Annotated in this window: 18 protein-coding genes and 1 tRNA gene; 3 read left to right on the top strand and 16 right to left on the bottom strand. The window is 66.5% G+C overall.

Going from position 1 to position 23,094, the window contains the following annotated elements:
* Nucleotides 1-198 precede the first annotated feature (198 nt).
* Complete coding sequence (locus ACQRCJ_RS07465; protein ID WP_427799579.1) at nucleotides 199-2,241, bottom strand: small ribosomal subunit Rsm22 family protein; 2,043 nt, start codon at nucleotides 2,239-2,241, stop codon at nucleotides 199-201.
* Nucleotides 2,242-3,912 (bottom strand): ASKHA domain-containing protein, encoded by a 1,671-nt coding sequence (locus ACQRCJ_RS07470; protein ID WP_427799580.1) that lies wholly within the window; start codon nucleotides 3,910-3,912, stop codon nucleotides 2,242-2,244. It lies immediately after the preceding gene.
* A 104-nt stretch (nucleotides 3,913-4,016) separates the two neighbouring features.
* Between ACQRCJ_RS07470 and ACQRCJ_RS07475 the strand changes: the two genes are divergently transcribed.
* Complete coding sequence (locus ACQRCJ_RS07475) at nucleotides 4,017-4,721, top strand: hypothetical protein (protein WP_427799581.1); 705 nt, start codon at nucleotides 4,017-4,019, stop codon at nucleotides 4,719-4,721.
* A gap of 21 nt (nucleotides 4,722-4,742) precedes the next feature.
* Here ACQRCJ_RS07475 and ACQRCJ_RS07480 read toward each other — a convergent pair whose 3' ends face one another.
* From ACQRCJ_RS07480 to trmFO, 14 genes are all read right to left on the bottom strand, one after another.
* Nucleotides 4,743-5,516, bottom strand: a complete 774-nt coding sequence (locus tag ACQRCJ_RS07480) for a methyltransferase domain-containing protein (protein ID WP_168935535.1) — start codon at nucleotides 5,514-5,516, stop codon at nucleotides 4,743-4,745.
* Between the two features lie 369 nt (nucleotides 5,517-5,885).
* Nucleotides 5,886-7,058, bottom strand: coding sequence for a phosphoglycerate kinase (locus tag ACQRCJ_RS07485; protein WP_006008084.1), 1,173 nt, complete (start codon nucleotides 7,056-7,058; stop codon nucleotides 5,886-5,888).
* Nucleotides 7,059-7,537: 479 nt separating this feature from the next.
* The gene (tkt, locus tag ACQRCJ_RS07490) at nucleotides 7,538-9,532 is read right to left on the bottom strand and encodes a transketolase (protein ID WP_204625613.1); all 1,995 of its coding nucleotides are present in this window, start codon (nucleotides 9,530-9,532) and stop codon (nucleotides 7,538-7,540) included.
* Between the two features lie 19 nt (nucleotides 9,533-9,551).
* Complete coding sequence (gene rpe, locus ACQRCJ_RS07495; RefSeq protein ID WP_297137772.1) at nucleotides 9,552-10,283, bottom strand: ribulose-phosphate 3-epimerase; 732 nt, start codon at nucleotides 10,281-10,283, stop codon at nucleotides 9,552-9,554.
* Nucleotides 10,284-10,355: 72 nt separating this feature from the next.
* Complete coding sequence (locus ACQRCJ_RS07500; RefSeq protein ID WP_168935531.1) at nucleotides 10,356-10,697, bottom strand: MerR family transcriptional regulator; 342 nt, start codon at nucleotides 10,695-10,697, stop codon at nucleotides 10,356-10,358.
* A 156-nt stretch (nucleotides 10,698-10,853) separates the two neighbouring features.
* Complete coding sequence (pheT, locus tag ACQRCJ_RS07505; protein WP_427799582.1) at nucleotides 10,854-13,256, bottom strand: phenylalanine--tRNA ligase subunit beta; 2,403 nt, start codon at nucleotides 13,254-13,256, stop codon at nucleotides 10,854-10,856.
* Nucleotides 13,257-13,297: 41 nt separating this feature from the next.
* Nucleotides 13,298-13,681 carry a translation initiation factor IF-2 gene (locus ACQRCJ_RS07510; protein WP_204674539.1) on the bottom strand — a complete coding sequence of 128 codons (384 nt, stop codon included), beginning with the start codon at nucleotides 13,679-13,681 and terminating at the stop codon, nucleotides 13,298-13,300.
* Between the two features lie 10 nt (nucleotides 13,682-13,691).
* On the bottom strand, nucleotides 13,692-14,735 hold the full coding sequence (pheS, locus tag ACQRCJ_RS07515; protein ID WP_204625616.1) for a phenylalanine--tRNA ligase subunit alpha: 1,044 nt from the start codon (nucleotides 14,733-14,735) through the stop codon (nucleotides 13,692-13,694).
* 262 nt (nucleotides 14,736-14,997) lie between these two features.
* Entirely contained in the window at nucleotides 14,998-15,348 is a 351-nt protein-coding gene (gene rplT / locus ACQRCJ_RS07520) for a 50S ribosomal protein L20 (RefSeq protein ID WP_006008100.1), read from the bottom strand.
* Between the two features lie 272 nt (nucleotides 15,349-15,620).
* The gene (rpmI, locus tag ACQRCJ_RS07525) at nucleotides 15,621-15,818 is read right to left on the bottom strand and encodes a 50S ribosomal protein L35 (protein ID WP_301966368.1); all 198 of its coding nucleotides are present in this window, start codon (nucleotides 15,816-15,818) and stop codon (nucleotides 15,621-15,623) included.
* 160 nt (nucleotides 15,819-15,978) lie between these two features.
* Nucleotides 15,979-16,509 carry a translation initiation factor IF-3 gene (gene infC, locus ACQRCJ_RS07530; RefSeq protein WP_006008106.1) on the bottom strand — a complete coding sequence of 177 codons (531 nt, stop codon included), beginning with the start codon at nucleotides 16,507-16,509 and terminating at the stop codon, nucleotides 15,979-15,981.
* A 1-nt stretch (nucleotide 16,510) separates the two neighbouring features.
* The gene (gene thrS / locus ACQRCJ_RS07535) at nucleotides 16,511-18,457 is read right to left on the bottom strand and encodes a threonine--tRNA ligase (protein WP_168935528.1); all 1,947 of its coding nucleotides are present in this window, start codon (nucleotides 18,455-18,457) and stop codon (nucleotides 16,511-16,513) included.
* A 159-nt stretch (nucleotides 18,458-18,616) separates the two neighbouring features.
* A tRNA-Val gene (locus ACQRCJ_RS07540) sits at nucleotides 18,617-18,693 on the bottom strand.
* 239 nt (nucleotides 18,694-18,932) lie between these two features.
* The gene (gene trmFO, locus ACQRCJ_RS07545) at nucleotides 18,933-20,294 is read right to left on the bottom strand and encodes a methylenetetrahydrofolate--tRNA-(uracil(54)-C(5))-methyltransferase (FADH(2)-oxidizing) TrmFO (protein ID WP_168935527.1); all 1,362 of its coding nucleotides are present in this window, start codon (nucleotides 20,292-20,294) and stop codon (nucleotides 18,933-18,935) included.
* Nucleotides 20,295-21,140: 846 nt separating this feature from the next.
* On the opposite strand from trmFO, the gene dut reads away from it, so the two are divergent.
* Nucleotides 21,141-21,641 (top strand): dUTP diphosphatase, encoded by a 501-nt coding sequence (gene dut / locus ACQRCJ_RS07550; protein ID WP_239463900.1) that lies wholly within the window; start codon nucleotides 21,141-21,143, stop codon nucleotides 21,639-21,641.
* Nucleotides 21,642-21,830: 189 nt separating this feature from the next.
* Entirely contained in the window at nucleotides 21,831-23,033 is a 1,203-nt protein-coding gene (locus ACQRCJ_RS07555) for an aspartate aminotransferase family protein (RefSeq protein ID WP_168935526.1), read from the top strand.
* Nucleotides 23,034-23,094 lie beyond the last annotated feature (61 nt).

Genomic DNA, 23,094 nt, shown 5'->3' on the forward strand with positions numbered 1-23,094 from the left:
CGGGATCGGGCGCCGGGCAAAACGAAGGGGAAGGGGCTCGGACCCCTTCCCCATATCTTTTATTTCATGGGCATCCGCCAGATCACAGGCAGCAGCGGCGCGGCCGCTGCCGGTCAGACGGAACGCCCGTGCGGCAGGCCTGCGGACATGTGTATGAAAACACGTTTGCCCGTTGCGGGCCCTTCGCAGGAAGGGTGGCTAGTCCTCCCCGCGGCCACGGCCTCGCCTGGGGGCATCGCCGTGACGCCTGTCGCCGGAGCGCCGGTCAGAGCGCTGATCAGGGCGGCGGCCATCGGGCCTGCGGTCGTTCCGGGGGAAGGCACGGGGATCGTCGTTTCGGTCAGGACGGCGGCCGTCTTCATACCGTCCGGGACGCCGGTCCTGAGGATGGGCCGGTCGTTCCGGGGCCCCGCGCCGGTCGTCACGGCGGGGCTGGCGGTCGTTGCCGTTGCGGCGGTCGCGGAAGGCGCCGTCGGCAGTGTCGCGTTCGTCGGAGCGCCTGCCGAAGCGCTTGTCCCCGTATCTGTCCTCCTGCCGGTCACGGAAGTTCCGGCGCGGTTCTTCGGAGCCCGCGGAACGTCCCGGGCCGCGGCTGCCGCCGGGGACGGCGGGCAGGGCCAGCAGCAGGGCGCCGCTCTTGCGGTCACGGCGGGGCGTGCCGGGCCGTTCGTCCGCCTGGGCCCGGGCCGTGAGCTGCGCGCCCGAGGGCAGGGCGGCGGCATCGGGCACCACGGCCAGACCGGCGGCACAGCAGGCATAACGGGCCTGACCGCGCAGGCCGGGCACTACGAAGGGCGAGGAGAGCACACGCACGGGCCGGGGCTGGCGCAGCATGGCCGCAGCTTCGCGGCTGTTGTCCGGGGCGTCGTCATCAAGGTCGTCCAGATCGTCGAACAGGCTTTCCCCGGCGGTCGGATCGGCCCGCAACAGCAGCGGGGCCAGGCTCAGGGCGCTCTTGGCAAGACCGGCGGCGGAGGACAGCTCCTGCAGCCATTGCGGCGCACCTTCGCAGTCGAAAGTGAAGTGGCACCAGCCGCGTCCGGCATGGGCGTGGGCCAGCGGGCAGGGGGCCCGGTGCGTGCAGGGGGCCAGGGGCATCAGGTCACGCTCCAGCGCGGCATCCCGCAGGCGGCTGATGGTCTTGCCGCCCAGACGGGTGCCGGGCTCCACGAAGAGGGCCGCGGGCAGCAGGGCCTCGTCGGCGCTGCCGGTCTCGTCCTCGTTCAGGGGCGCGGGCCAGCACAGGGGCTCCAGCTCGTCCAGAAGGTTCTCCAGACGGCGCACGCCGCCGGAGCCTTCCTCGTCCTCGTCGTCTTCGCGGTTCATCTGGCGGCTCTCGGCGCTCAGTTCGTTGAGCACGTTGGCCGCCGTGAGCAGCCAGGGGCGCAGATGGCGTTCCTGACGCTCCAGCGTATCGGCCAGTTTGCGTTCCAGGCGCGGCATGTGCTCCAGCGAGCCCCGTTCCACTCGTACCTGCCAGACGGGCTGGCCCAGGATGTCGCCCCAGGCGGCCATGACGTCGCGGCCCAGTTCCATGGGCTGCACGGCATTGTCCACGGCCAGCACCTGGATGGGCAGGGCGCGCCATTCGGGACGGGCCAGCCACAGGGCCAGCGGCACGCTCAGGGGGCCGGAACCGCCGTCCAGCAGCAGGGGCGTCTGGCCTTTTTCCAGCCAGAGGCGGGGATCGGGCAGGGGCAGGGAACGGAACAGACGCGCCAGACGCAGCACGTTCCAGGGCAGGAAATAATACAGATAGGCGCTGGTGCTGGCCGGGGAGCTCCAGTAGGGCCGGTAGAGGCCGGAGCGTTCGCAGGTCAGCAGACGGGAAAGGGCCTCGATGTCCGCAGGCAGGTTGCGGTAATGGGCGCTGCGTAGGGGGCGCACCGTGCGCAGGGCCTGGCCCAGGGCATCCAGTTCCCGCCGGACCACGTCGGGCAGGGCGGGCAGGAGCTCGGACTCCATCTGCCACGGGGACGGACGGGCGTCACGGGGCGCGCGGGCCTCCCGCTGGCCGGGGCGGCTCCAGCCGGAGAACTCTTCCTGACGCCGTGAGGGGCGTTCGGCCTGCTCACCGGTAAAGGAGGAGTACTGGCGGCGCGGTGCTTCGGAACGGCGACCACGCTCGCGGTCGTTACGGGATTCTTCATGGAAAGAACGGCGTTCCGTCGCGCGGCCTGCGGGGCGCTGACCGCGGGGGGCCGGAGCTTCGCCGTATTTTTTCTGTCGGGTATCGGACATTTATACTCCAAAGCGCATATGGCGCAGGTAATCGGCATGGAAGCCGGGATCTTCAGCAACAGGGACGAGCGTGGCCGCGGCGCACCAGCGTGCCAGTGCGGGCAGGCGCCAGGGCTCGGCGGCCAGCAGGGCGGCGCCATCCAGCGAGCTGTTGCCCACGGCACGCACGCGCCGTCCCATGCCGGAGGGCAAAAAGCCCAGCTCTTCCAGACAGGCGGGCGGACAATGTTCGCCCAGGGCACCGGCCAGGGCCAGACAGGCCACATCGGCGGCGGCCAGCCCTGCGGCCCGCAGCAGGGCCTCCAGAGCCTGGGAGAAGGCGGCCTTGACCTTGAGCAGTTCCTCCACGTCGGCGGCGGCCAGCCATTGCCCGTACGGCAGGGGCAGGCGCAGCCCCGTCCGGGCCTGTTGTGGCGGCGAGGCCACACGCCGGGCCAGCGGCGAGGCGGGCGTGCGGAAATGCCCGTCCGCATCCAGACAGCCCAGACGCAGCAGCAGGGCCAGCAGGGAAAGATAGCCCGTGGCGCTGATGCCCTGCACATCGGCCCCGGCCGCCAGGGGGCCGTCCACACTGTGGCAGGCCAGTCCCAGGGGCGAGACCTCGAAACGGGTGATGCTCCCCGGCCCGGCCATGCGGCCGCACTGGGGCCCGATGCCTTCCAGAGCCGGCCCCAGCGGGACGCTGGCAAGCCACAGACGGCCCCGGGCGTCCACGAGGGCCAGCTCGCCGTTGGTGCCCAGATCGGCCAGCAGCAGCGGGCGCGGCAGGCCGTCGGCCAGCAAACGGAGCAGCCCGGCGCTGATGTCGCCGCCCACGAAGGGCGCGGGCAGGGGCGGGATCAGCAGCGGCGGCAGCCCTTCCACGGTCAGGCCGCAGCCGCCCGCATGGCTGCGCCGGTAGGGCGCGGCGCACAGGCCGCTGATGTCCCTGTCCAGAAAAATGTCGGTCATGGCCGTATTGGCAGCCAGTACCAGCCGCTCCACAGGGATGCCGGGCAGGGAGGCCGTCTGCTGCCGCAGCAGGGCCGCCAGATGGTCGCGCACCAGCCGGGCGAGCCGGGCCCGGCCTTCGGGCGCACTGGCCACGGCCAGGCGGGACATGACGTCCGCGCCTGCCCCGGCCTGCGGGTTGAGGTCGTGCCCTTCGGCCACCACGGACACCGGCAGGGGTGGACGGCAGAGCAGGGAAAAATCATCAGGGGCCGGTTCTTCCCGGACATCGGGGACGGCGATCAGGCGCCAGTACAGCGACGTGGTGCCCAGGTCCACGGCCAGGGCCAGATGCTCCTGTTCCGGGAGGGAGGGCGCGGCCGTGGTCATGACCGTCATTTTTTCCGGTGCGGGCACATCGAGATGCAGCTCCGGGCCCATGGCGTCAGTTATCTGACGACGGCAGGCCAGACGCCAGCCCCGGGCCAGCAGGTCGGGGCCCAGGATCTCCTCTTCTTCCGGCAGGGGATCGGGCGCCACGGACAGGTCATGGAAGCGGACCCGGCAGCGGCCGCAACGGCCCAGACCGGAACAAAGGGGTACGGGCGCCGCCAGCCCGCCCAGCCAGACGGCCCGGGCCAGATCGTCGCCGGGGGCCGCATGGCCGCAGCGCGGGGGCGCGGCCGGGACTTCATCCTGCCCGGCGCTCGTGCGGGGCAGTTCATGGACACAAAGTTTCATGCCGCCACACTGCCTCAAGGCGCCGGGCAAGGCAAGCCTCGGAGGCCCGGGCGTTTGGCCTCGTTCTTGCATTCTTTGTCGCAAACTACGGGAAATCGACAGTCATGAGCAGCATACTTTCACAGGAAGAGATCGCCGCCCTGTTGCACGGCCTGCCTGCCGCCGGAGGGAATGACGCTCCGCCGGCCGGAGCGGCCGCCCCTGCGGACGACGAAGCCCGGCTGGATGCCCTGGCCGCGCGCTGCGCCCGCCTGTGCGCCGCCAGCATGGAGGAGCAGCGGGGGCGCCTGCTGGAGCTGACGCCGCAGCCCGTGCGCCGTCGTCCTTTCGGCAGCGTGGCGGACAGCATACGCGAGGCTTCCTGTTGCTGTGCCGTGGAGCTGGAGGGCCTGGAAGAGCCCGCGCTGCTCGTGCTGGACAGAGCCTTCGTCTTCAGCCTGCTGGAAGAATTTTTCGGCGCGGGGGGCTTCGAGCGCCCCGGCCGGCGTCCCCTGACCGCGCTGGAGACCATGCTGGCCCGCAAGTTCGCGGACCGCTTCCTGGCCGCCTTCGATCTGGCCGGCAAACCGTCGTCCTGGCATCCCCGCTGCGGCCACAGCTCCTCCCTGCCGCGTCTGGCCGTCTTGACCCCCGATGAGCAGCCGGTCTGGCATCTGGCCTTCCGCAGCCTGCTGGGCGGCCGTGCCGGGGCCCTGTGCCTGTGCCTGCCCGAGGATTTCAGCACCCATCTTGCCGTACGCTCGGCCTTTCCCGGTCCCGGCCGGGAAAAAAATATCCCGGACGCGGCAGGCGCATCCGGGATCATCTAGCAGGGATATCTTTGGGCCGGGCTAACAGCCGCGTATCCAGTAGGTCTCGAAACCGTCTTCCAGCCAGCCGTCTTCCAGATGACGGAAATCCGCCTTGCGCAGCAACTCGCGGTATTCGTCGCGGGTACGGCGCCAGCCCCAGAACTGCTGGCGGCGGATGCCCAGGAAGTGCAGGAAGCCGCGGATGACGATCTTGAGGGCGTTGACGAAACTGCCGATGAAGCTGTCTTCCTGCAGCAGCGAGGCCGAAAGGCAGATGAGCTGGCCGCCGGGCACGAGCTGTGCCCGCAATTCGCCCAGCAGGTGCTGGAGCTCGCGGGTGGGGATGCTGTAGTCCACGGCCGAAAGATAGATGACGTCATAAAAGACGTCCGGCGGCAGGCAGGCCGGGGGCATGCCGATATACATGCGCTCGTTGGGCACATGACGGCGCAGCCAGCGCATGCTGACGGTGCTGGGCTCGTTGACGTGCAGCTCCAGCTCGTCGGCCGACATCTCCTCCACCAGACAATGTTCCATATAGCCTACGCCGCTGCCGATGGAGAGCACACGCAGCGGGCCGGAACCTTCAGGACGCAGGGCGGCCTGTTCGCGCAGGCGGGCGGCCAGCCACTGGGCGTCCTTGCGCTTGTTCTGCCGCCAGACGGCGGGCAGATCGTCCCAGTCCTTGAAGCGCCGGAACAGCTCTTCATAGAAGGTGGCGTAAAACTTGGGTTCCGCCAGATGGAAAAAAGAAATGTGCGAGAATGACGTAAACGGGATTCCCTGCCAGCTTTCCTGATAAAAACGCCGCACATTTTCCTCCATAAAAGACAAAAGAGGGGGCGGGCCCGGGGCCCGCGGACGGTGGTACGGCAAAGGGGCTCCCCCTGCCGGACGCAGCGCGATGATACCCCAGCCGGGCCGTCCGCGCAACGTGCCGGAGGCATTGACGGGGCCGGAAGACGAAAAAAACTCGTTCGGGGCAGAAAAAGGAAAGGCCGGGAAAGCTTTCCTTAATCACTCCAGGGCAGGGAAACTTGCCGGGGGAGGGGCGGCAGGACAACAGCCTTGTGGCGCTCTGCGGGCCGGACTCGCCGGACTCGCGGGCTGGTCAGCGTCCGAGTCCCGGGCCGGAGACAAAAAAATCCCGGAGGGGACGGGCCCCTCCGGGAAGAGCGTCAGTTATTCGCCGCGATCCTGCAGGGCGGCCACGGAGGGCAGCAGTTTGCCTTCCAGCAGCTCCAGGGAGGCGCCGCCGCCGGTGGAGATGTAGCCCATCTTGTCGGCCAGGCCGTAGCTTTCCACAGCGGCCACGGAGTCGCCGCCGCCCACCACCACGAAGGCGGGGGAAGCCGCCAGGGCTTCGGCCAGGGCCTTGGTGCCCGCGCCGAAGGGATCGGTCTCAAAGGCACCCACGGGGCCGTTCCAGACCACGGTGGCAGCCTTCTGCAACAGACCGGCGTACAGTTCCACGGTCTTGGGACCCACGTCCAGGATCATCTCGTCAGCGGGCACCTTGTCCACGTCGCAGACCGTGGCGGTCTGGCCGGGGGCCAGTTCTTTGGCCGTGACCACGTCCACGGGCAGGGGCAGGGTCTTGCCCAGTTCCTTGGCCTTGGCCATGACCTTTTTGGCATCGTCCACCAGCTCGGGCTCATACAGGGAGGTGCCCACGCTGTAACCGGCAGCGGCCAGGAAGGTGTTGGCGATGCCGCCGCCCACGATGAGGGTATCCACCTTGCCCAGCAGGTTGTCCAGCAGGCCCAGCTTGGTGGAGACCTTGGAACCGCCGATGATGGCCATCAGCGGACGGGCGGGAGCATCCAGCACCTTGGCGAAGGCGTCCAGTTCGGCGGCCATGAGCGGCCCGGCGCAGGCCACCTTGGCGGCGCGCACGGCCCCTTCGGTGGAGGAATGGGCGCGGTGGGCGGCCCCGAAGGCGTCCATGACATAGATGTCGCCCAGAGCGGCCAGTTTGGCGGCCAGTTCGGGATCGTTCTTCTTTTCGCCCTTGAAGAAGCGGATGTTCTCCAGCAGCACCACTTCACCGGGAGCGGCCTTGGCGGCGTCGAAGTCGGCGGCCAGCTTCACGGGACGGCCCAGCAGGCCGGAAAGGTGGGCAGCCACCGGCGCCAGGGAGAACTTTTCTTCCACCACGCCTTCGGTGGGACGGCCCAGATGCGAGAGCAGGACCACGCCCGCGCCCTTGTCCAGCGCCATGCGGATGCCGGGCAGGGCCGCACGGATACGTTTGTCGTTGGTGATGCGGCCATCCTTCATGGGCACGTTGAGATCCTGGCGGATGACAACGGTCTTGCCGCTGCACTCCATGTCCTGCAACAGTCTGATGGGCATGTCTGCCTCCTTTTTGTCAGGGAAGGGATCACCGGGAAGGGCCGGGACACGGCGTCCGGTTTGTCAAAAAGATATGTTCCCCGAAGAGGAAAGTCCAGCCCGGCCCCAAAGGTCAACGAGGATGCCGGCAGCGGAATACCCGGCAACCGCTGTCCCGCCTCCGGACGGGAGGACGGCATGGTGCGATGACCTCAGGAGGATGTCTGTTCTGTATATCGGGCCCGTCAGGAGGATACGGCCCGGCATCTCTTGGGGGTAGGGGCAAGCACGGTCATGTTCGTCCCGCTCTTGGCGGCAGGACATGGCTGCGGCCTGTCCCGTCCACGCCCGCCAGCATGGAATTTGTCCTCTTTGGGCAGGACGCAAAAAGGCCCGGGACCTGGGGATATGTCATCCCGCGATCCCGGGCCTTGGTTTCAGGCGTTTGGGGAGGGGGCCCTAAAGCACAGGCCTCTCTACTCGACAAATCATGTCAGCCCTTAGCCCAGCAGCTGACGGGCCATGTCGGCCAGGTGGGCGGAGGTGAAGCCGAAGTGCTCGGCCAGGGCCTTGCCCGGGCCGGAGGCACCGAAGGTGGTCATGCCGAGCACGGCACCGTCCAGGCCCACATACTTGCGCCAGTAGTCGGCGGCAGCGGCTTCCACGGCCACGCGGGCACGCACGGCGGCGGGCAGCACGCTTTCGCGATAGGCGGCATCCTGGGCGTCGAAGCGCTCGCAGCAGGGCATGGAGACCACGCGCACCTTGCGGCCTTCGGCGGTCAGGGCCTCGGCGGCCTCAAGGGTGATGCCCACTTCGGAGCCGGTGGCCATGAGGATGAGCTCGGGGGTGCCGTCGCAGTCACGCAGCACATAGCCACCGCGGGCGATGGCCTGCACCTGGGCCTCGTCGCGGCTGACGAAGGGCAGGTTCTGGCGCGAGAGCGAGAGGCAGGTGGGACGGTGGGCGTTCTCCAGGGCGCACTGCCAGGCAACGGCGGTCTCCACGGTGTCGCAGGGACGCCAGACATCCAGGCCGGGCATGAGGCGCAGACCGGGCACCTGTTCGATGGGCTGGTGGGTGGGGCCGTCCTCGCCCACACCGATGGAGTCGTGGGTGAAGACCCAGACCGCACGGGTGCCCATGAGGGCCGCCAGACGCAGGGCGTTCTTGGCGTAATCGGAGAAGACCATGAAGGTGCCGGCGTAGGGGATGAAGCCGCCGTGCAGGGCCAGACCGTTCATGATGGCGCTCATGCCGAACTCGCGCACACCATAGGCCAGATAGTTGCCGGTGCAGGTGGCGGGATCGAAGTTCACGGAATGGCTGGTCTTGGTGCCCACGGAACCGGTCAGGTCGGCGGAACCGCCCAGCATCTCGGGCAGGTTGCCCACCAGTTCTTCCAGGGCCTTCTTGGAGGCCACGCGGGTGGCGATGCTCTCACCGGCTTCCACGGCCTTCTTGACCATGGCGGCGGCGATGTCGGCCCAGTCAGCGGGCAGATCGCCCTTCATGCGGCGTTCCAGTTCGGCGGCCAGCTCGGGACAGGCGGCGCGGTAGGCGTCGAAACGGGCCTGCCATTCGGCTTCGGCCTTCTTGCCGGCTTCACGGGCGTCCCAGGCGGCGGCGATGTCGTCCGGCACGGAGAAAGCGGGCTGATGCCATTCCAGAGCGGCACAGGTGGCGGCGGCCACGTCCACGCCCAGGGGCGAGCCGTGGCAGGAGGCGGAGTCGGCCTTGGAGGAACCGAAACCGATGTGGGTCTTGCAGATGATGAGGCTGGGATGCTCGGCGTCGGCGCGGGCTTCGGCCAGGGCGGCGTCCAGGGCCTCGGCGTCATGGCCGTCCACGGGACCGATGACCTGCCAGCCGTAGGCTTTGTAGCGGGCGGCCACGTCTTCGGTGAACCAGCCGTCGATCTTGCCGTCGATGGAGATGCCGTTGGAGTCGTACAGGGCGATGAGCTTGCCCAGGCCCCACACGCCAGCCAGGGAGCAGGCTTCGTGGGACACGCCTTCCATGAGGCAGCCGTCACCGAGGAACACGTAGGTGTGGTGGTCGATGACCGTGTGCTCGGGGGTGTTGAAGCGGGTGGCCAGCATCTTTTCGGCCAGGGCCATGCCCACGGCGGACGAGATGCCCTGACCCAGGGGACCGGTGGTCATTTCCACGCCGGGGGTCACGTCGCATTCGGGATGGCCGGGGGTGCGGGAGCCCAGCTGGCGGAAGTTGCGGATGTCGTCCATGCTCAGGTCGTAGCCGGTGAGGTGCAGCACGGCATAGAGCAGCATGGAGGCGTGACCGTTGGACAGCACGAAGCGGTCACGATCCATCCAGCCGGGATTGGCGGGATTGTGTTTGAAGCCGTGGCGCCAGAGGGCTTCGGCCATGTCGGCCATGCCCAGGGGGGCGCCGGGATGACCGGAACGGGACTTCTCGATGGCGTCGATGGCAAGGGCGCGGATGGCGTTGGCACACTGTCTGCGGGTAGGCATGATGCGGTCCTTTGTTGAGTTATTTTTTCAGGGCGCGGCCGGGCTGCCACAGGGCGGCCGCAGCGCAACGGGCATTGTGGGCATTATCGGCCGCAGCCTGGGCGGCGGCCTGGAATTTCTGATGACACTGGTCATAGGGCGGATGGCCGAAGAAGGCCGAGCCCGAGACCAGTACGTCGGCACCGGCGGCCACCAGCTGCGCGGTGTTCTCGGGGCAGGCGCCGCCGTCCACCTGGATGAGCACGTCCCCGGCACCGGCGGCGTTGAGCATGGCGCGGGTGGCGCGGATCTTGTCGAAGCTCTGGGGGATGAACTTCTGGCCGGAGAAGCCGGGGTTCACGCTCATGACCAGCACCATGTCCAGATCGGGGGCCAGCCAGCGCAGGGAGGCGATGTCCGTACCGGGGTTGAAGGCCAGACCGGCTTTCATGCCCAGGCGGCGGATCTCGCTGAGGGTGCGCTGGGGGTGGCGGTCGGCCTCGGCGTGGATGACCAGCATGTCGGCCCCGGCATCACGGAAGGATTCCAGATAGCGGGCGGGCTCCTCGATCATGAGGTGCACGTCGAAGAAAAGTTTGCTGCTGCGTTTGCGCAGGCTTTTGATGGCGGGCTGGCCAAAGGTGATATTGGGCACGAAGGCCCCGTCCATGATGTCCAGGTGCAGCCAGGAGATGCCCGCGGCCTCAAGGGCGGCGAGCTCGTCGGCCAGACGGGAGAAATCGGCGGAGAGCAGGGAAGGAGAAAGGATCATGCGGCATCCTGTGGTGCGCTGCCTGTCGTGCAGGACCGCCGCGGCGTACTGCCGGAGCGGCAGGACAGGGGATCACCGGCCGGCCAGAACGCGGCGCAGCTCGGTCAGCTCGTTTTTCAGCTTCAGCATCAGGGCCGGATCGCGCTTGCTGGCGGCGCGTTCCGGCAGGACCTCGTCCAGGGTGGCGCTGCCGTCCAGGATGCGGCGCGCGCCTTCTATGGTCATGCCCTTCTGGTGCAGCAGCTGCTGGATGCGGCGCAGCAGGGCCATGTCCTCTTCGGTGTAGAAACGCTGGCCCGAGTCCGTACGCCGGGGAGTCAGCTGGGGGAACACCGTTTCCCAGAAACGCAGCACGGAAGTATTGAGGTTGAGCAGGGCGGCGGCTTGGCCGATCTTGTAGAGTTTTTCCGACATGCTCCCTCTCTTGCGGGTTTCACCGCGCGGGCCGGGGCCGCACGCAGCGCCACGGACCGCGGCCCCGCAAGGGGGCCGCAGCCCGTGGAATACCGTATCAGCAGCACTTCCGTCACGGGGCGGGCACGGCTCGCCCGGTACGGAAGGGGCAGGGGGCTAGATGCGTACGCCCAGCTCCTGCACCAGGGATTGTGCCACCTTTTCCCGCACTTTGTCCACTTCCGCATCCTTGAGGGTGCGCTCGGCGTGACGGAAGGTCAGGCGGAAGGTGAGGTTGCGTTCGTCGCTGCCTTCGGGGCTGAAGCTGTCCACCAGCACGGCGCCTTCCAGCAGGGGCTGCTTCTGGCCCATGATCTGGTCCAGGATGGCGCCCACGGTCACGCCCACAGGGGCGGCCACGGTGATGTCGCGGCGCACCGGCGGGAAGACGGCCAGGCTCTGGAAGCGCACCTGGGCGGCATCATGCAGGCGGCGCAGCACGTTGAGGTTGAGCTCGGCCAGCCAGACGTCCTTGCGGGCGTGGAAGCTGTCGGCCATCTCGGGACGCACGCGGCCCATGACGCCCACCTCGGTGCCGTCCACGCTCAGGCGCACGCAGGGCAGCAGGTAGGGGTGGCTCTCGGCCAGTTCGCACACGGGGGCGGACAGGTTGAGGAAGTGCAGCAGGTGCTCCACGATGCCCTTGAGGTCGCTGTAATCCATGTCGGCTTCCACATGCGGCCAGGCGCTGTCGTGGCGCTGGCCGTAGAGGAGCACGCCCAGCATGCCGGTCTCGCTGGCGCCGGTGGCGTGGGGATCGTCGCTGGGAGCGGCCGTGAAGGTGTTGGCCAGCTCGAACAGACGCACGCCCGCGGCACCCTGGGCCAGGTTGTTGCGCAGGTCATGCAGCAGGCCGGGGGCCAGCACGGTGCGCAGGGCATCCTGTTCGGCGGAGAGCGGGTTCATGATGGAGATGCGGCCTTCGGCGGGCAGGCCCAGCAGGTCCAGATCCTTGTGCCCCACGAAGCTGTAGTTGACGGCTTCGTTGAGGCCCAGACCGGCGCCCCAGTGGCGCAGGCGGGACCAGAACTGGAAGGTGGACATGGGTTCGCCGGCGCGGCCCAGATCCTGCAGGAAGGCGGGCAGTTCGGGGGCGATGGTGTCCAGACCATGCACACGGCCCACTTCTTCGATGAGGTCGGCTTCGCGGGTCAGGTCGGGGCGCCAGCTGGGCTGGGTGACCTGCCAGCTGTCGTCGCTGGTCTTCTCGATGGCGCAGCCCATGCCGGAGAGCACCTTCTCGTCGAAGTCGCGGCTCAGTTCCACGCCCAGCAGGGCGTTGGCGCGGGCGGGACGGAACTCGATCTGCACGGGCACGAAGGGCTTGGGCTCGGCCAGGGTGTAGCCGGGGCAGACCTTGCCGCCGGCAGCGGCCACCATCATGGCGCAGGCACGGTCCAGGGCCCAGATGGAGCGCTTGTGGTCGATACCGCGCTCGAAGCGGTAGGAGGATTCGGACGACAGGCCCAGACGGCGCGAGGTCTTGCGGATGGTGCCGGGACGGAACACGGCGCTTTCCAGGAAGACGTTGGTGCTGGCATCGTCGATCTCGGTGGCCTGGCCACCCATGACACCGGCCAGGGCCACGGCGCGTTCGGCGTCGCGGATGCAGAGGTCACGGGGATCGAGGGTGCGTTCCTGGCCGTCCAGGGTGACGATCTTCTCGCCCTGGGCGGCGGGGCTGACGATGATGCGGTTGCCGCGCAGCTTGTCCAGGTCGAAGGAATGCAGGGGCTGGCCGCATTCGAAGAGGATGTAGTTGGTCACGTCCACGATGTTGGAGATGGGACGCACGCCCACGGCATGCAGACGGTGACGGATGCGCATGGGCGAGGGAGCGATCTTGACGCCGGCGATGACGCGACCGGCGTAAAGGTTGCACAGCTCGGGATCGCTGACTTCCACGCTGGGCAGGTCGCGGGCCGGGCCGTCCTCGCACAGGGGCAGTTCGGGGATGGTCAGGGGCAGGTTGAAGGCCAGGGCGGTCTCGCGGGCCAGACCCAGCACGGAGAGACAGTCGGCGCGGTTGGGGGTGATGGAGATGTCCAGCACCTCGTGGTCCAGCTCCAGGGTGTCCACCAGACGGGTGCCGGGCACGGCGCTGTCGGGCAGGACCATGATGCCGCTGTGGTCTTCGGTGAGGCCCAGCTCGCGTTCGGAGCAGATCATACCGAAGGAGGGAGCGCCGCGCAGCTTGGCCTTCTTGATGACCAGGCCGCCGGGCATGGTGGTGCCCACCAGGGCCACGGGGACTTTCTGGCCGGCGGCCACGTTGGGGGCGCCGCAGACGATGTCCAGCAGTTCGCCCTGGCCGGCGTCCACCTTGCAGATGTGCAGGTGGTCGGATTCGGGATGGTCGACGCATTCCACCACATGGCCCACCACGATGGGGGCGATGGCGTCATAGGGGCGCACGATTTCTTCCAGTTCCAGGCCCAGCATGGTCAGCCGGTCGCCCAGCTCCTGTGCCGTGCCTTCATACGGGACGAATTCGCGCAGCCACGAAAGAGAAAGCAGCATATGTCATCTCACTGGCCCCGCAGGGCCGGTTAGCAGTTGATTCAGTTGAAGTCCCAAGCCGGTTTGCCCGGCGTGTCGGCGTCGGGATCCGGCAGGGGGCGGCTCTGTTTGCGTCCGTAAGTGCCGTAGGCGCCGCCGCGGGGGCGCTTGCGGGGTTTCACTTCCTCGGGGCCGTAGTCCTTGAGCGGGCGGCCGTAGGCATCGGTATAGCCCATGCCGCGCTCGGTGGTGTTGCCGGCATTGCCCATGGCGGGCAGGCCTTCCATGGGCTTGGGCCCGCCGGGCGGCTCAAGGCCGCTGTGGCGGGGGCTCAGGGCCGAGGCGGCCCAGGCATCACCGGCATCCAGCGCGGCGCTGCCGGCGGCGCAGAGCAGGGCCAGCAGCACGGGGACGCAGGCACGGCGGAGACGGACGGACAGAGGCACGGGACCCACCCTAGGCGTGCAGGCCGAACTGGCCGAGGAAGCGCACGTCGTTCTCGAAGAACATGCGCAGGTCGCCGATGCCGTACTTGAGCATGGCCACACGTTCCACGCCCAGGCCGAAGGCGAAGCCGCTCACATCGGCGGGATAGCCCACGGAGGCGAACACGGCGGGGTCCACCATGCCGCAGCCCAGGATCTCCACCCAGCCGGTGGTCTTGCACACGCGGCAGGGTTCGCCGTTGATGTGGCCCTTGCCGCCGCACATGCAGCAGCTGATGTCCACTTCGGCGGAGGGTTCCGTGAAGGGGAAGAAGCTGGGGCGGAAACGCACTTCGGTATGGCCGCCGAACACGGAGCGCACGAAGGCCGTGAGGGTGCCGCGCAGATGGGCCATGCTGATGTTCTGGCCCACCACCAGGCCTTCCACCTGATGGAACATGGGGGTGTGGGTCAGGTCGGAGTCGCGGCGGTAGACCTTGCCGGGAGCCACGATGGCCAGGGGAGGCTTGCGGCCCAGCATGGTACGCACCTGCACGGGGGAGGTGTGGGTGCGCATGAGCACGCGCTCGGTGATGTAGAGGGTGTCCTGCATGTCGCGGGCGGGATGTTCCGGCGGCATGTTGAGGGACTCGAAATTATAGAAGTCGTTTTCCACTTCCGGGCCGGAAGCGATGTCGAAGCCCAGCTTGCTGAAGATGCCGCAGATCTCTTCCATCACCAGGGTGGTGGGGTGCAGCGAACCGCGCCAGGGGGCGCGACCGGGCAGGGAGGGGTCGAAGCGCTTGAGGGCCTCGGCTTCGCGGGCCGCTTCCAGGGCGGTCTTGCGGGCGTCGAACAGGGCGGTGAGGCGCTCCTTGACGCTGTTGGCCTTCTGACCCACGGCGGGGCGTTCCGCGGGGGGCAGCTTGGCCATGGAGCTCATGGCCTGGGCCAGTTTGCCCTTGCGGCCCAGAAAGTCCACCCGCAGTTCTTCCAGTTCATCCAACGAAGAAGCCCGGTCAAGACCTGCTTCGAGGTCTGTAACCAGGCTTTCCAGTACAGTCATCAAATCCATGCGAATTCCCGGAGCCGCCGCAGGCGGCGTTACGGTCAAAGGGACGGCCCTGACGGCCGCACACAACAGCGGCGGAGGGACACCATGTCCCGCCGCCACACGACAACAGGGCGCATGCCGCCGGGGCCGCATGCCGCGGCATCCGGGGCGCGCCCGATCTTACCGGAATCTCCGGCGGAAAAAAAGAGCGCGGCATATCCCGCACGAGGAAAAACCTCACGCCAAGACATGCCGCGCACTCAAAAAAGCTGTGGCGTGCCGACTACAGGGCAGCCTTGGCCATTTCCACCACCTTGGCGAAGTCGTCCTTGTGGTAGACGGCGAGGTCGGCCAGAACCTTGCGGTTCAGGGCGATGCCGGCCTTGTTCAGGCCGTGCATGAGGCGGCTGTAGGACAGGCCGTTCAGGCGCGCGCCGGCGTTGATACGCAGGATCCACAGGGTGCGGAAGTCGCGTTTGCGGTGCTTGCGGCCGATGAAGGAATACTGGAGCGAACGCTCCACAGCCTCACGGGCGGTACGATACAGACGGCTGCGGCCACCACGGAAACCCTTGGCCGCGCTCAGGTACTTTTTGTGCCGACGATGAGCGGCGAGACCTCTCTTCACACGCATGGGGGGTACCCTCCTTTCGCCCGGCCAAGGCGGAGGTATTGTGCCTGCCGGGGAAAAAATTGATCCCAGATGGGGCGCAAATTGCTTGAAAAGAACGGCTTTGCGCTGGCCGTCGCCCCTGTGGGGCGCTGCGCCGCGCGGCGGTGCTGCGGCGGTCATGCCGCCTCCCGCATGCGGGCGCGCAATCCGGACGGATCAGAATTCACGCCGTCACGCTCTCGCGTTCCGGCACGGACGCTCCGCGCACGGAGCTTCCGCAAGGCTCGGGATGACTAGCCGTTGGGCAGCATCCGGCGCACGGCCTTCTCGTTGGTGCGGTCAACGATGGTGGCCTGGCCCAGGCGCATCTTGCGGCCGGGAGCCTTCTTGGTGAGGATGTGGCGCAGATTCTGACGACGACGCTTGAACTTGCCGCTGCCGGTGAGCTCGAAACGCTTGGCCGCGGAACGCCGGGTTTTGATCTTGGGCATGATATACTCCTTAGCGAATAACCTGTCCGTACACTACGGGCAGGAACGGCATATTGCCTGAAAAAGCCGTGCGGCGCAAGTGCAAAAATGCAGGGGCGCGCAGGCAGTCCTGACGGCACAGGCCACCTGTGACGTCAGGAAAAAAGGCTCTGGCGAAGGACTACTTCTTGGGCACCAGCAGCATCTGCAGGGTGCGGCCTTCGGCACGGGGCTCCTGGTCCACCTTGGCCACATCGGCCAGGTCCTGCACGACGCGTTCGAGGATGCTGATACCACGGTCCTTGTGGACGATCTCGCGGCCACGGAAGAACACCGTCACCTTGCAGCGGTCGCCGTCTTCCAGGAAGCGGCGGATGTGGCGCAGCTTGGTCTCGTAGTCATGGTCGTCGGTCTTGGGACGGACCTTGATTTCCTTGATCTGCACCACGCTCTGGCGCTTTTTGGCTTCCTGCTTCTTTTTCTGCTGCTCGTACTTGAACTTGCCGTAGTCCATGATGCGGCAGACAGGCGGTTCGGAGGTGGAAGCGACTTCCACCAAGTCCATACCGGCTTCCTTGGCAAGGGCAATAGCCTCGTTGCGCTGCAAAATACCCAGTTGTTCCCCATCGGCGCCGATGACGCGCACTTCGCGGGCGCGGATCATCTCGTTGCGACGCACGCCGTCCTGCGGCACGTCGCGCCGGGGTCTCATGTTAGGAGAAGCTATAGCGCATCCCTCCATTCTTGAAAGGCTCTTCGCTGTCCGTACGGATCAGGGCAGCCACTTCCGCCACGGACTTGAGCCCCAGGTTGTCCCCATTGCGCAGACGCACATTGACGCCGCCCGCCTGCGCTTCCTTTTCTCCAACCACCAGAATATACGGCACCTTGGCCAGCTGCGCCTCGCGCACCTTGAAGCCCAGCTTCTCGTTGCGCGTATCGGCCGTCACGCGGATCCCCAGAGCTTTCAGCTCCTCGCAGGCCTTGAGCGCGGCTTCGTTGTGGGCATCGGTGACCGTCAGGATCCGGGCCTGTTCGGGCGCCAGCCAGGTGGGCATGGCACCGGCGTACTGCTCGATGAGCACACCGATGAAGCGCTCCAGCGAGCCCATGATGGCCCGGTGCACCATGACAGGACGATGACGTTCGCCGTCCTGGCCCACATAGGTCAGGTCGAAACGTTCGGGCAGGGTGAAGTCCACCTGGATGGTGGAGCACTGCCATTCGCGACCGATGCAGTCCAGCAGGCGCACGTCGATCTTGGGACCGTAGAAAGCGCCGTCGCCCTCGTTGATCTCGTAGGGCATGTCGGCCTTCTTCACGGCCTCGATCAGGGCATTGGTCGCCAGTTCCCAGGCTTCGTCGGTACCGATGCTGTCCTTGGGACGGGTGGAGATGCCCACCTTGTAGTCGAAGCCGAACAGATGCATCAGGTCGCGGATCAGGTGGATGACACCGAGGATCTCGCCTTCCAGCTGTTCGGGCGTGCACAGGATGTGGGCATCGTCCTGGGTGAACTGACGCACACGCAGCAGGCCGTGCAGGGTGCCGCTCTTTTCATGGCGGTGCACCACGCCCAGCTCGAAGTAGCGCTGGGGCAGGTCACGGTAGCTGCGCAGATCGTTGCGGTAGATCAGCATGTGCGAGATGCAGTTCATGGGCTTGATGCCGTACTGATCGTCCTCGATCTGGGTGAAATACATGTTCTGGCGATAGTGGTCGTAGTGACCGGAACGCTGCCAGGTCTCCACGCGCAGCAGCTGCGGGCCCTGCACCAGGTCGTAGTTGCGCTTGATGTGCTCGCGACGCCAGAAGTCTTCCAGGATGGTGCGCATCAGCATGCCCTTGGGCAGCCAGAAGACCATGCCGGGGGCCACGTCTTCATGGAAGGTGAAGAAGCCCAGTTCACGGCCCAGCTTGCGGTGGTCGCGGCGCTTGGCTTCTTCCAGCTGCTTCAGGTAGGCGTTGAGGGCCTTCTCGTCGGCAAAGGCGGTGCCGTACAGGCGGGAGAGCATGGGATTCTTTTCGTCGCCGCGCCAGTAGGCGCCGGCAGCGGAAAGGATCTTGCTGGCCTTGGAGAAGCCGGTGTGCGGCACGTGGGGGCCGCGGCACAGGTCGGTGAAATCACCGCAGGTGTACAGGGAGACCGTGTCGCCCTCGATGCCTTCGATGATCTCCACCTTGAAGTTCTCGCCCATCTTGCTGAACTTCTCGATGGCGTCGGCCTTGCTCATGGTGGTGCGCACGAAGGGCAGGCGTTCGTTGACGATGCGCTGCATCTCGGCTTCGATGGCCGGGAAGTCTTCGCTGGAGAAGGGCTTTTCCACGTCGAAGTCGTAGTAGAAGCCGTTTTCCACAGCGGGACCGATGGTCACCTTGGCCGAGGGATAAAGCTTTTTCACCGCGGCGGCCATGACATGGGCCGTGGAGTGGCGGATCATGCTCAGGCCTTCGGGAGAATCGGCGTACACGGGAGTGATGTCGGTACACTGGGCGGGAACGGTGGCGGAAAGATCGCACAAAGTCTCCGTGCCCTCTGCGGTCACACGCGCAGCCACCACGGATTTGAATTTTTTGCCGCTCAGCGCTTTCTGCAGAACAGCGGCCACATCACCCTGTTCGGGGGCGTCCACCACCTGTCCTTCCACGCGGACATCCATGCTTATACTCCTTCAGGCGCCCTTGTCGGGCGTATGGTACAAAAAAAGGAATGGGGAGGCTGAAAAACCTCCCCATCTTCAAAAACCGTGCTGCTTTCGTGCAGCTATCTGGCGGGCACCGCCCCTGTCGCCACGGGCTCATGCCCTTATTATTTTATTTGGTAGGAACGAGCAGACTTGAACTGCTGACCCCTTCCGTGTCAAGGAAGTGCTCTAGCCACCTGAGCTACGCTCCTACTCCAAGAGGCGAAGTCTTATCTAGCGAAAACCACCCCCTGAGTCAACAACTTTTTTTAATTTTTTTTTATTTTTTATTTTCAACAGGTTGGAGCCTCATTTTTGCCTCTCTTTTTGCCCGTTTTTTCCGGTGGCCGTCAAAAATGGGCAAGACGCTCTGGAAGAAGGGAACAAAAAAAAGCGCATTTTTTTCGAAAAAAATGCGCTTTTTTTGCAACAGAGCCGAAAGTCGAGGCTGCTACAGCCCCTGTTCCGCACGCCAGGCGGCGAAACGTTCGCGCGCCCGGGCCGAGTAGAGGGCCTTGCGGTCCTTCTTCTTGGCTTTTTCGTCCAGCTCCGGCATGAGGCCGAAATGGGCGTTGGACGGCTGGAAGTGCTTCACCGGGGTGCGCAGATGGTTGAGCAGGGCACCCAGCGCGCATTCCAGCGGCGGCAGGGCCAGCTCCCTGCCCTGGGCGCGGGCGGCCAGCAGCATGCCCAGCCACATGCCGCAGGCGGCGGATTCCAGATAGCCTTCCACACCGGTGATCTGTCCGGCCAGGAAGACGCGGGGCCGCGCCTTGAGCGACAGGTCCTCGTTCAGGGCCACGGGCGCGTTCACATAGGTGTTGCGGTGCATGCTGCCGAAGCGGGCGAATTCCGCCTTTTCCAGACCGGGCACCATGCGGAACACGCGCGCCTGCTCGCCGTAGGTCAGCTTGGTCTGGCAGCCCACCAGATTGCAGGTCTCGCCGTTGAGGGTCTCGGCCCGCAGCTGCAGGATGGCCCAGGGGCGGCGGCCGGTACGCGGGTCCACGAAGCCCACGGGCTTCAGCGGGCCGAAGGTCAGGGTGCGCGGGCCGCGTTCGGCCAGGGCCTCCACCGGCATGCAGCCTTCGAAATGCTTTTCCTTCTCGAATTCCCGTGCGCCCACCTTTTGCGCTTCCAGCAGGGCATTATAGAAGGCTTCGTATTCTTCCTTGTTCATGGGGCAGTTGAGATAGTCGCCGCCCGTTTCGCCCTTTTCCTGCCCGTAGCGCGAGGCACGGAACACGATGTCCATATTCAGGGAATGCGTCCAGACGATGGGCGCGATGGCATCATAAAAATAGCAGTGGTCGCCGCCCACCACTTCGGCCAGCGAGGCGGAAAGATTCTCCGAAGCCATGGGCCCGGCCGCCAGCACCACGGTCTCGAAGCCGTCCAGCGCGGGATCGTCCAGGGACGTGATCTGCCGGTGCACCAGCGTGATGCCGGGCGTGGACATGACGCGCTGCGTCATGGCCGCCGAGAAGGCCTCGCGGTCCACGGCCAGGGCCTTGCCCGCAGGCACGCGGTGGGCGTCGGCCAGCTCCATGAAGTCGCTGCCCAGTTCGCGCATCTCGGCCTTGAGCAGGCCGATGCCGGAGGTCAGCTCGTCCGAGCGCAGGGAATTGGAACAGACCAGCTCCGCCAGCCCGTCATTGACATGGGCCGGGGAACGGAACTCCGGCTTCTGTTCGAACAGGGTCACTTGCAGACCGGCCCGCGCCAGACGCAGGGCACATTCGCAACCGGCCAGGCCGCCACCAATAACCGCATAGCTGTGTTCAGTCACGCCATCTCCTTTTGTTGGCCGCATCTTTGCCCAATCTGGGCCCGGAAGGCAAGGGGGCGCAGGAGCGGAGGCGGCGGAAGGGAAGAGGGCCCCGTTTTGTTATTGGAGGAAAGTGGGCCGTCCGGGGGAAGGGATGCCTTTTAGAAAAGGCTCCCCTTCCCCCGTGCCCCCATCCCCGCGAAAACTTTTGTTCTGGTCAGTGCAAGGGAATTTGCGGGCGGTGAGCCTCCCGAGCGCGACGGTCCCCGGAGGAGCTGCTGCTCCCGTTCGTCGACCATACCCGGGCATCCCGGAGCGCATGGGGGCCCTCGCGTGGCTCCATTGCCGGTCGTGATGCGGATGAGGTCTTGATATTGGCGGGGATTGTGCTGCGGGCTTGGGTATTGCCGGAGGGGGAGGGCGTTTTGTGGAATCTGTCGTTGGGGCAGGGGCCTCAGCTCATGAGGGGTTTGTCTGCAGGAGGCGGGCGGGGCAGCGCCACGCTGTTTTACTAGAGGAGATGAGAGGGGGAGACGGGGCTCGATGCGCGGAGGACGGGCCGCCGTATCCGGACGGGAAGGGAAGGCACGTTTGCTGGTGGCCTGTACTCTTCTCTTGCAGGGGTGGAGGGGTGTATGCCGGGCAAGGGAATGTCCGGAGGGATTGAAAAAAATTTTTTGCAGATGTCCCGGCTGGGAACTTGCTGGCAATGTTTCCTGAAAATCCCCGCAACTGGCCTGTACGCTCGCTGGTGGAGGAAAAGGAAGATCACTGCGTGGAGCTGGCTGCCGGGCCGGCGGGGACCTGTCCATGAGCACGGGCACAAAGCGGCGGTCCTGTGGCCGTATCCTGCGGGCCCGCAAGGCTTTGGGCCTCTTGCCCGCTGTCCGCATGTGCGCTACATCTCACGCCATGAGCAATTTTTCCGTACCCACCTGCCCCGTGCGCCTCGCTTTCGTGCGCGAAGGGGCCCGTTCCCTGTACGCCGGTCAGCTTGAACCGGCCACGGCCTTCTCGGCCGGTATCGACCTGCGCGCCTGTCTGGACGAGGACTGTGTGCGCATCCCTGCCGGAGGCCGCTTTTGCGTGCCTGCGGGCATCAGCGTGCAGCCTTGCGAGGCCGGTTTCGCGGGTTTCCTCTATTCCCGCAGCGGCCTTGGTGCGCGTGAGGGCCTGACCGTGGCCCAGGGAGTGGGGGTCATCGACCCCGACTATACGGGCGAGATCCTCGTCATGCTGCTCAACACCTCGGGCGAGGAGCGCATCCTCAAGCGTGGGGAGCGCATGGCCCAGCTTGTTTTCCAGCCCTTTGTCCGCCCTGTCTGGCAGGAGGTGGAGAGCCTTTCTGCCACGGAGCGCGGTGCGGGCGGCTTCGGACATACGGGGCGCTAGTCTCCGCCAGGGGATGCCGCCGGCCGGGGCCGTGCGTTGCCGCGTGTGCCGCGGGCATATCCGCCGTCGGGCCGGGACGTCTGTTTTCCCGGCAGGTCTCCCGTTTTTTCCAAAGCCATTTCTGTTTCACGATTGCCGGGGCGCGTGCCCCGTGGGATGGCGCAAGGCCTCCCAGCAAAGGAGTTGACCATGTCCGACACATTTTCCGCCGTCAAAGCCCAGGAAGAAGCACTGCTTTGCCGTTCCTACAGCCGATATCCCGTGGCTGTGGTCCGAGGCAAGGGCTCGCGGTTGTGGGACGTGGACGGTAAGGAATATGTGGACCTGCTGGCCGGCATCGCGGTGACCGCCCTGGGCCACTGCAACGACGAGGTCTGTGCCGCCCTGGAAGCCCAGGCCCACAAGCTCTGGCACGTCAGCAACCTTTTCTATCAGGAAGAACAGCTGGAACTGGCCCGCCTGCTGCTGAGCACCAGCCATCACGGCAAGGCCTTCTTCTGCAATTCCGGCGCCGAGGCCAACGAGGCCTGCATCAAGCTGGCCCGCCGCTACATGCGCAAGGTCAAGCAGCGCGACGCCTACGAGATCATCACCCTGGGCGGCTGCTTCCACGGCCGCACGTTCGGCGCGCTGGCCGCCACGGGCCGCGAGAGCCTGAGCGACGGTTTCACGCCGCTGCCCGAAGGCTTCAAGCAGGTGCCCGCCAATGACCTGGCCGCGCTGGAAGCCGCCATCACGCCCGCCACGGCGGCGGTGCTGGTGGAAGTGGTGCAGGGCGAAGGCGGCATCGTGCCCCTGCCGGGCGATTACCTGCGCGGTGTGGAAGACTTGTGCCGCAAGCACGACATCCTCTTCATCTGTGACGAAGTGCAGGCCGGTCTGTGCCGCACCGGTACCTTCTGGGCCTTCCAGCAGCACGGCCTGACCCCGGACGCCATCAGCATGGCCAAGTCCCTGGCCAACGGCCTGCCCATGGGCGCCATGCTGGCCACCGACGAGATGGCCAAGGGCTTCGAGGCCGGCAGCCACGCCACCACCTTTGGCGGCGGCGCGCTGGCCTCCGGTGTGGCGGCCAAGTGCGTGGAGATCATGCTCCGCGACAAGCTGGCCGACCGTGCCGCCGAGCTGGGCAAACATGTGATGGATCGCGTCCGTGCCATCCAGGACAAGCTGCCCGGTACCGTGCGTGAAGTGCGCGGCCTGGGCCTGATGATCGGCATCGAGCTGGCTGTGGATGCCGCCGCCGTGTGGCGGGAACTCATCGCCCGCGGCTTCATCTGCAACCTGAGCCACGGCGTGACCCTGCGCCTGCTGCCTGCCCTGACCATCGACAAGGCCGACCTCGACGCCTTCATCGATACGCTGGAAGACATCCTGCGCACGGCGAAGTAAGGCGGCGTTTCCCGGTACATATCCAGGCTCCCGTGCCGCTCCCCGGTGCGGGAGCCTCTTT

Origin of the sequence: Desulfovibrio sp. SGI.102 (genome assembly GCF_050314315.1) — a bacterium.
In the GTDB taxonomy this organism is placed as follows: domain Bacteria; phylum Desulfobacterota; class Desulfovibrionia; order Desulfovibrionales; family Desulfovibrionaceae; genus Desulfovibrio.

Bases quoted from the DNA above. Each gene is read 5' to 3' on its own strand.
- rpe (WP_297137772.1), bottom strand. From the start codon at position 10,283: ATGATCCTTTCTCCTTCCCTGCTCTCCGCCGATTTCTCCCGTCTGGCC.
- ACQRCJ_RS07485 (WP_006008084.1), bottom strand. From the start codon at position 7,058: ATGCCCATCAGACTGTTGCAGGACATGGAGTGCAGCGGCAAGACCGTT.
- ACQRCJ_RS07470 (WP_427799580.1), bottom strand. From the start codon at position 3,912: ATGAAACTTTGTGTCCATGAACTGCCCCGCACGAGCGCCGGGCAGGAT.
- ACQRCJ_RS07475 (WP_427799581.1), top strand. From the start codon at position 4,017: ATGAGCAGCATACTTTCACAGGAAGAGATCGCCGCCCTGTTGCACGGC.
- ACQRCJ_RS07500 (WP_168935531.1), bottom strand. From the start codon at position 10,697: ATGTCGGAAAAACTCTACAAGATCGGCCAAGCCGCCGCCCTGCTCAAC.
- ACQRCJ_RS07555 (WP_168935526.1), top strand. From the start codon at position 21,831: ATGTCCGACACATTTTCCGCCGTCAAAGCCCAGGAAGAAGCACTGCTT.
- pheS (WP_204625616.1), bottom strand. From the start codon at position 14,735: ATGGATTTGATGACTGTACTGGAAAGCCTGGTTACAGACCTCGAAGCA.
- rplT (WP_006008100.1), bottom strand. From the start codon at position 15,348: ATGCGTGTGAAGAGAGGTCTCGCCGCTCATCGTCGGCACAAAAAGTAC.
- pheT (WP_427799582.1), bottom strand. From the start codon at position 13,256: ATGCTGCTTTCTCTTTCGTGGCTGCGCGAATTCGTCCCGTATGAAGGC.
- rpmI (WP_301966368.1), bottom strand. From the start codon at position 15,818: ATGCCCAAGATCAAAACCCGGCGTTCCGCGGCCAAGCGTTTCGAGCTC.
- thrS (WP_168935528.1), bottom strand. From the start codon at position 18,457: ATGGATGTCCGCGTGGAAGGACAGGTGGTGGACGCCCCCGAACAGGGT.
- tkt (WP_204625613.1), bottom strand. From the start codon at position 9,532: ATGCCTACCCGCAGACAGTGTGCCAACGCCATCCGCGCCCTTGCCATC.
- infC (WP_006008106.1), bottom strand. From the start codon at position 16,509: ATGAGACCCCGGCGCGACGTGCCGCAGGACGGCGTGCGTCGCAACGAG.
- trmFO (WP_168935527.1), bottom strand. From the start codon at position 20,294: ATGCGGCCAACAAAAGGAGATGGCGTGACTGAACACAGCTATGCGGTT.
- ACQRCJ_RS07465 (WP_427799579.1), bottom strand. From the start codon at position 2,241: ATGTCCGATACCCGACAGAAAAAATACGGCGAAGCTCCGGCCCCCCGC.
- dut (WP_239463900.1), top strand. From the start codon at position 21,141: ATGTGCGCTACATCTCACGCCATGAGCAATTTTTCCGTACCCACCTGC.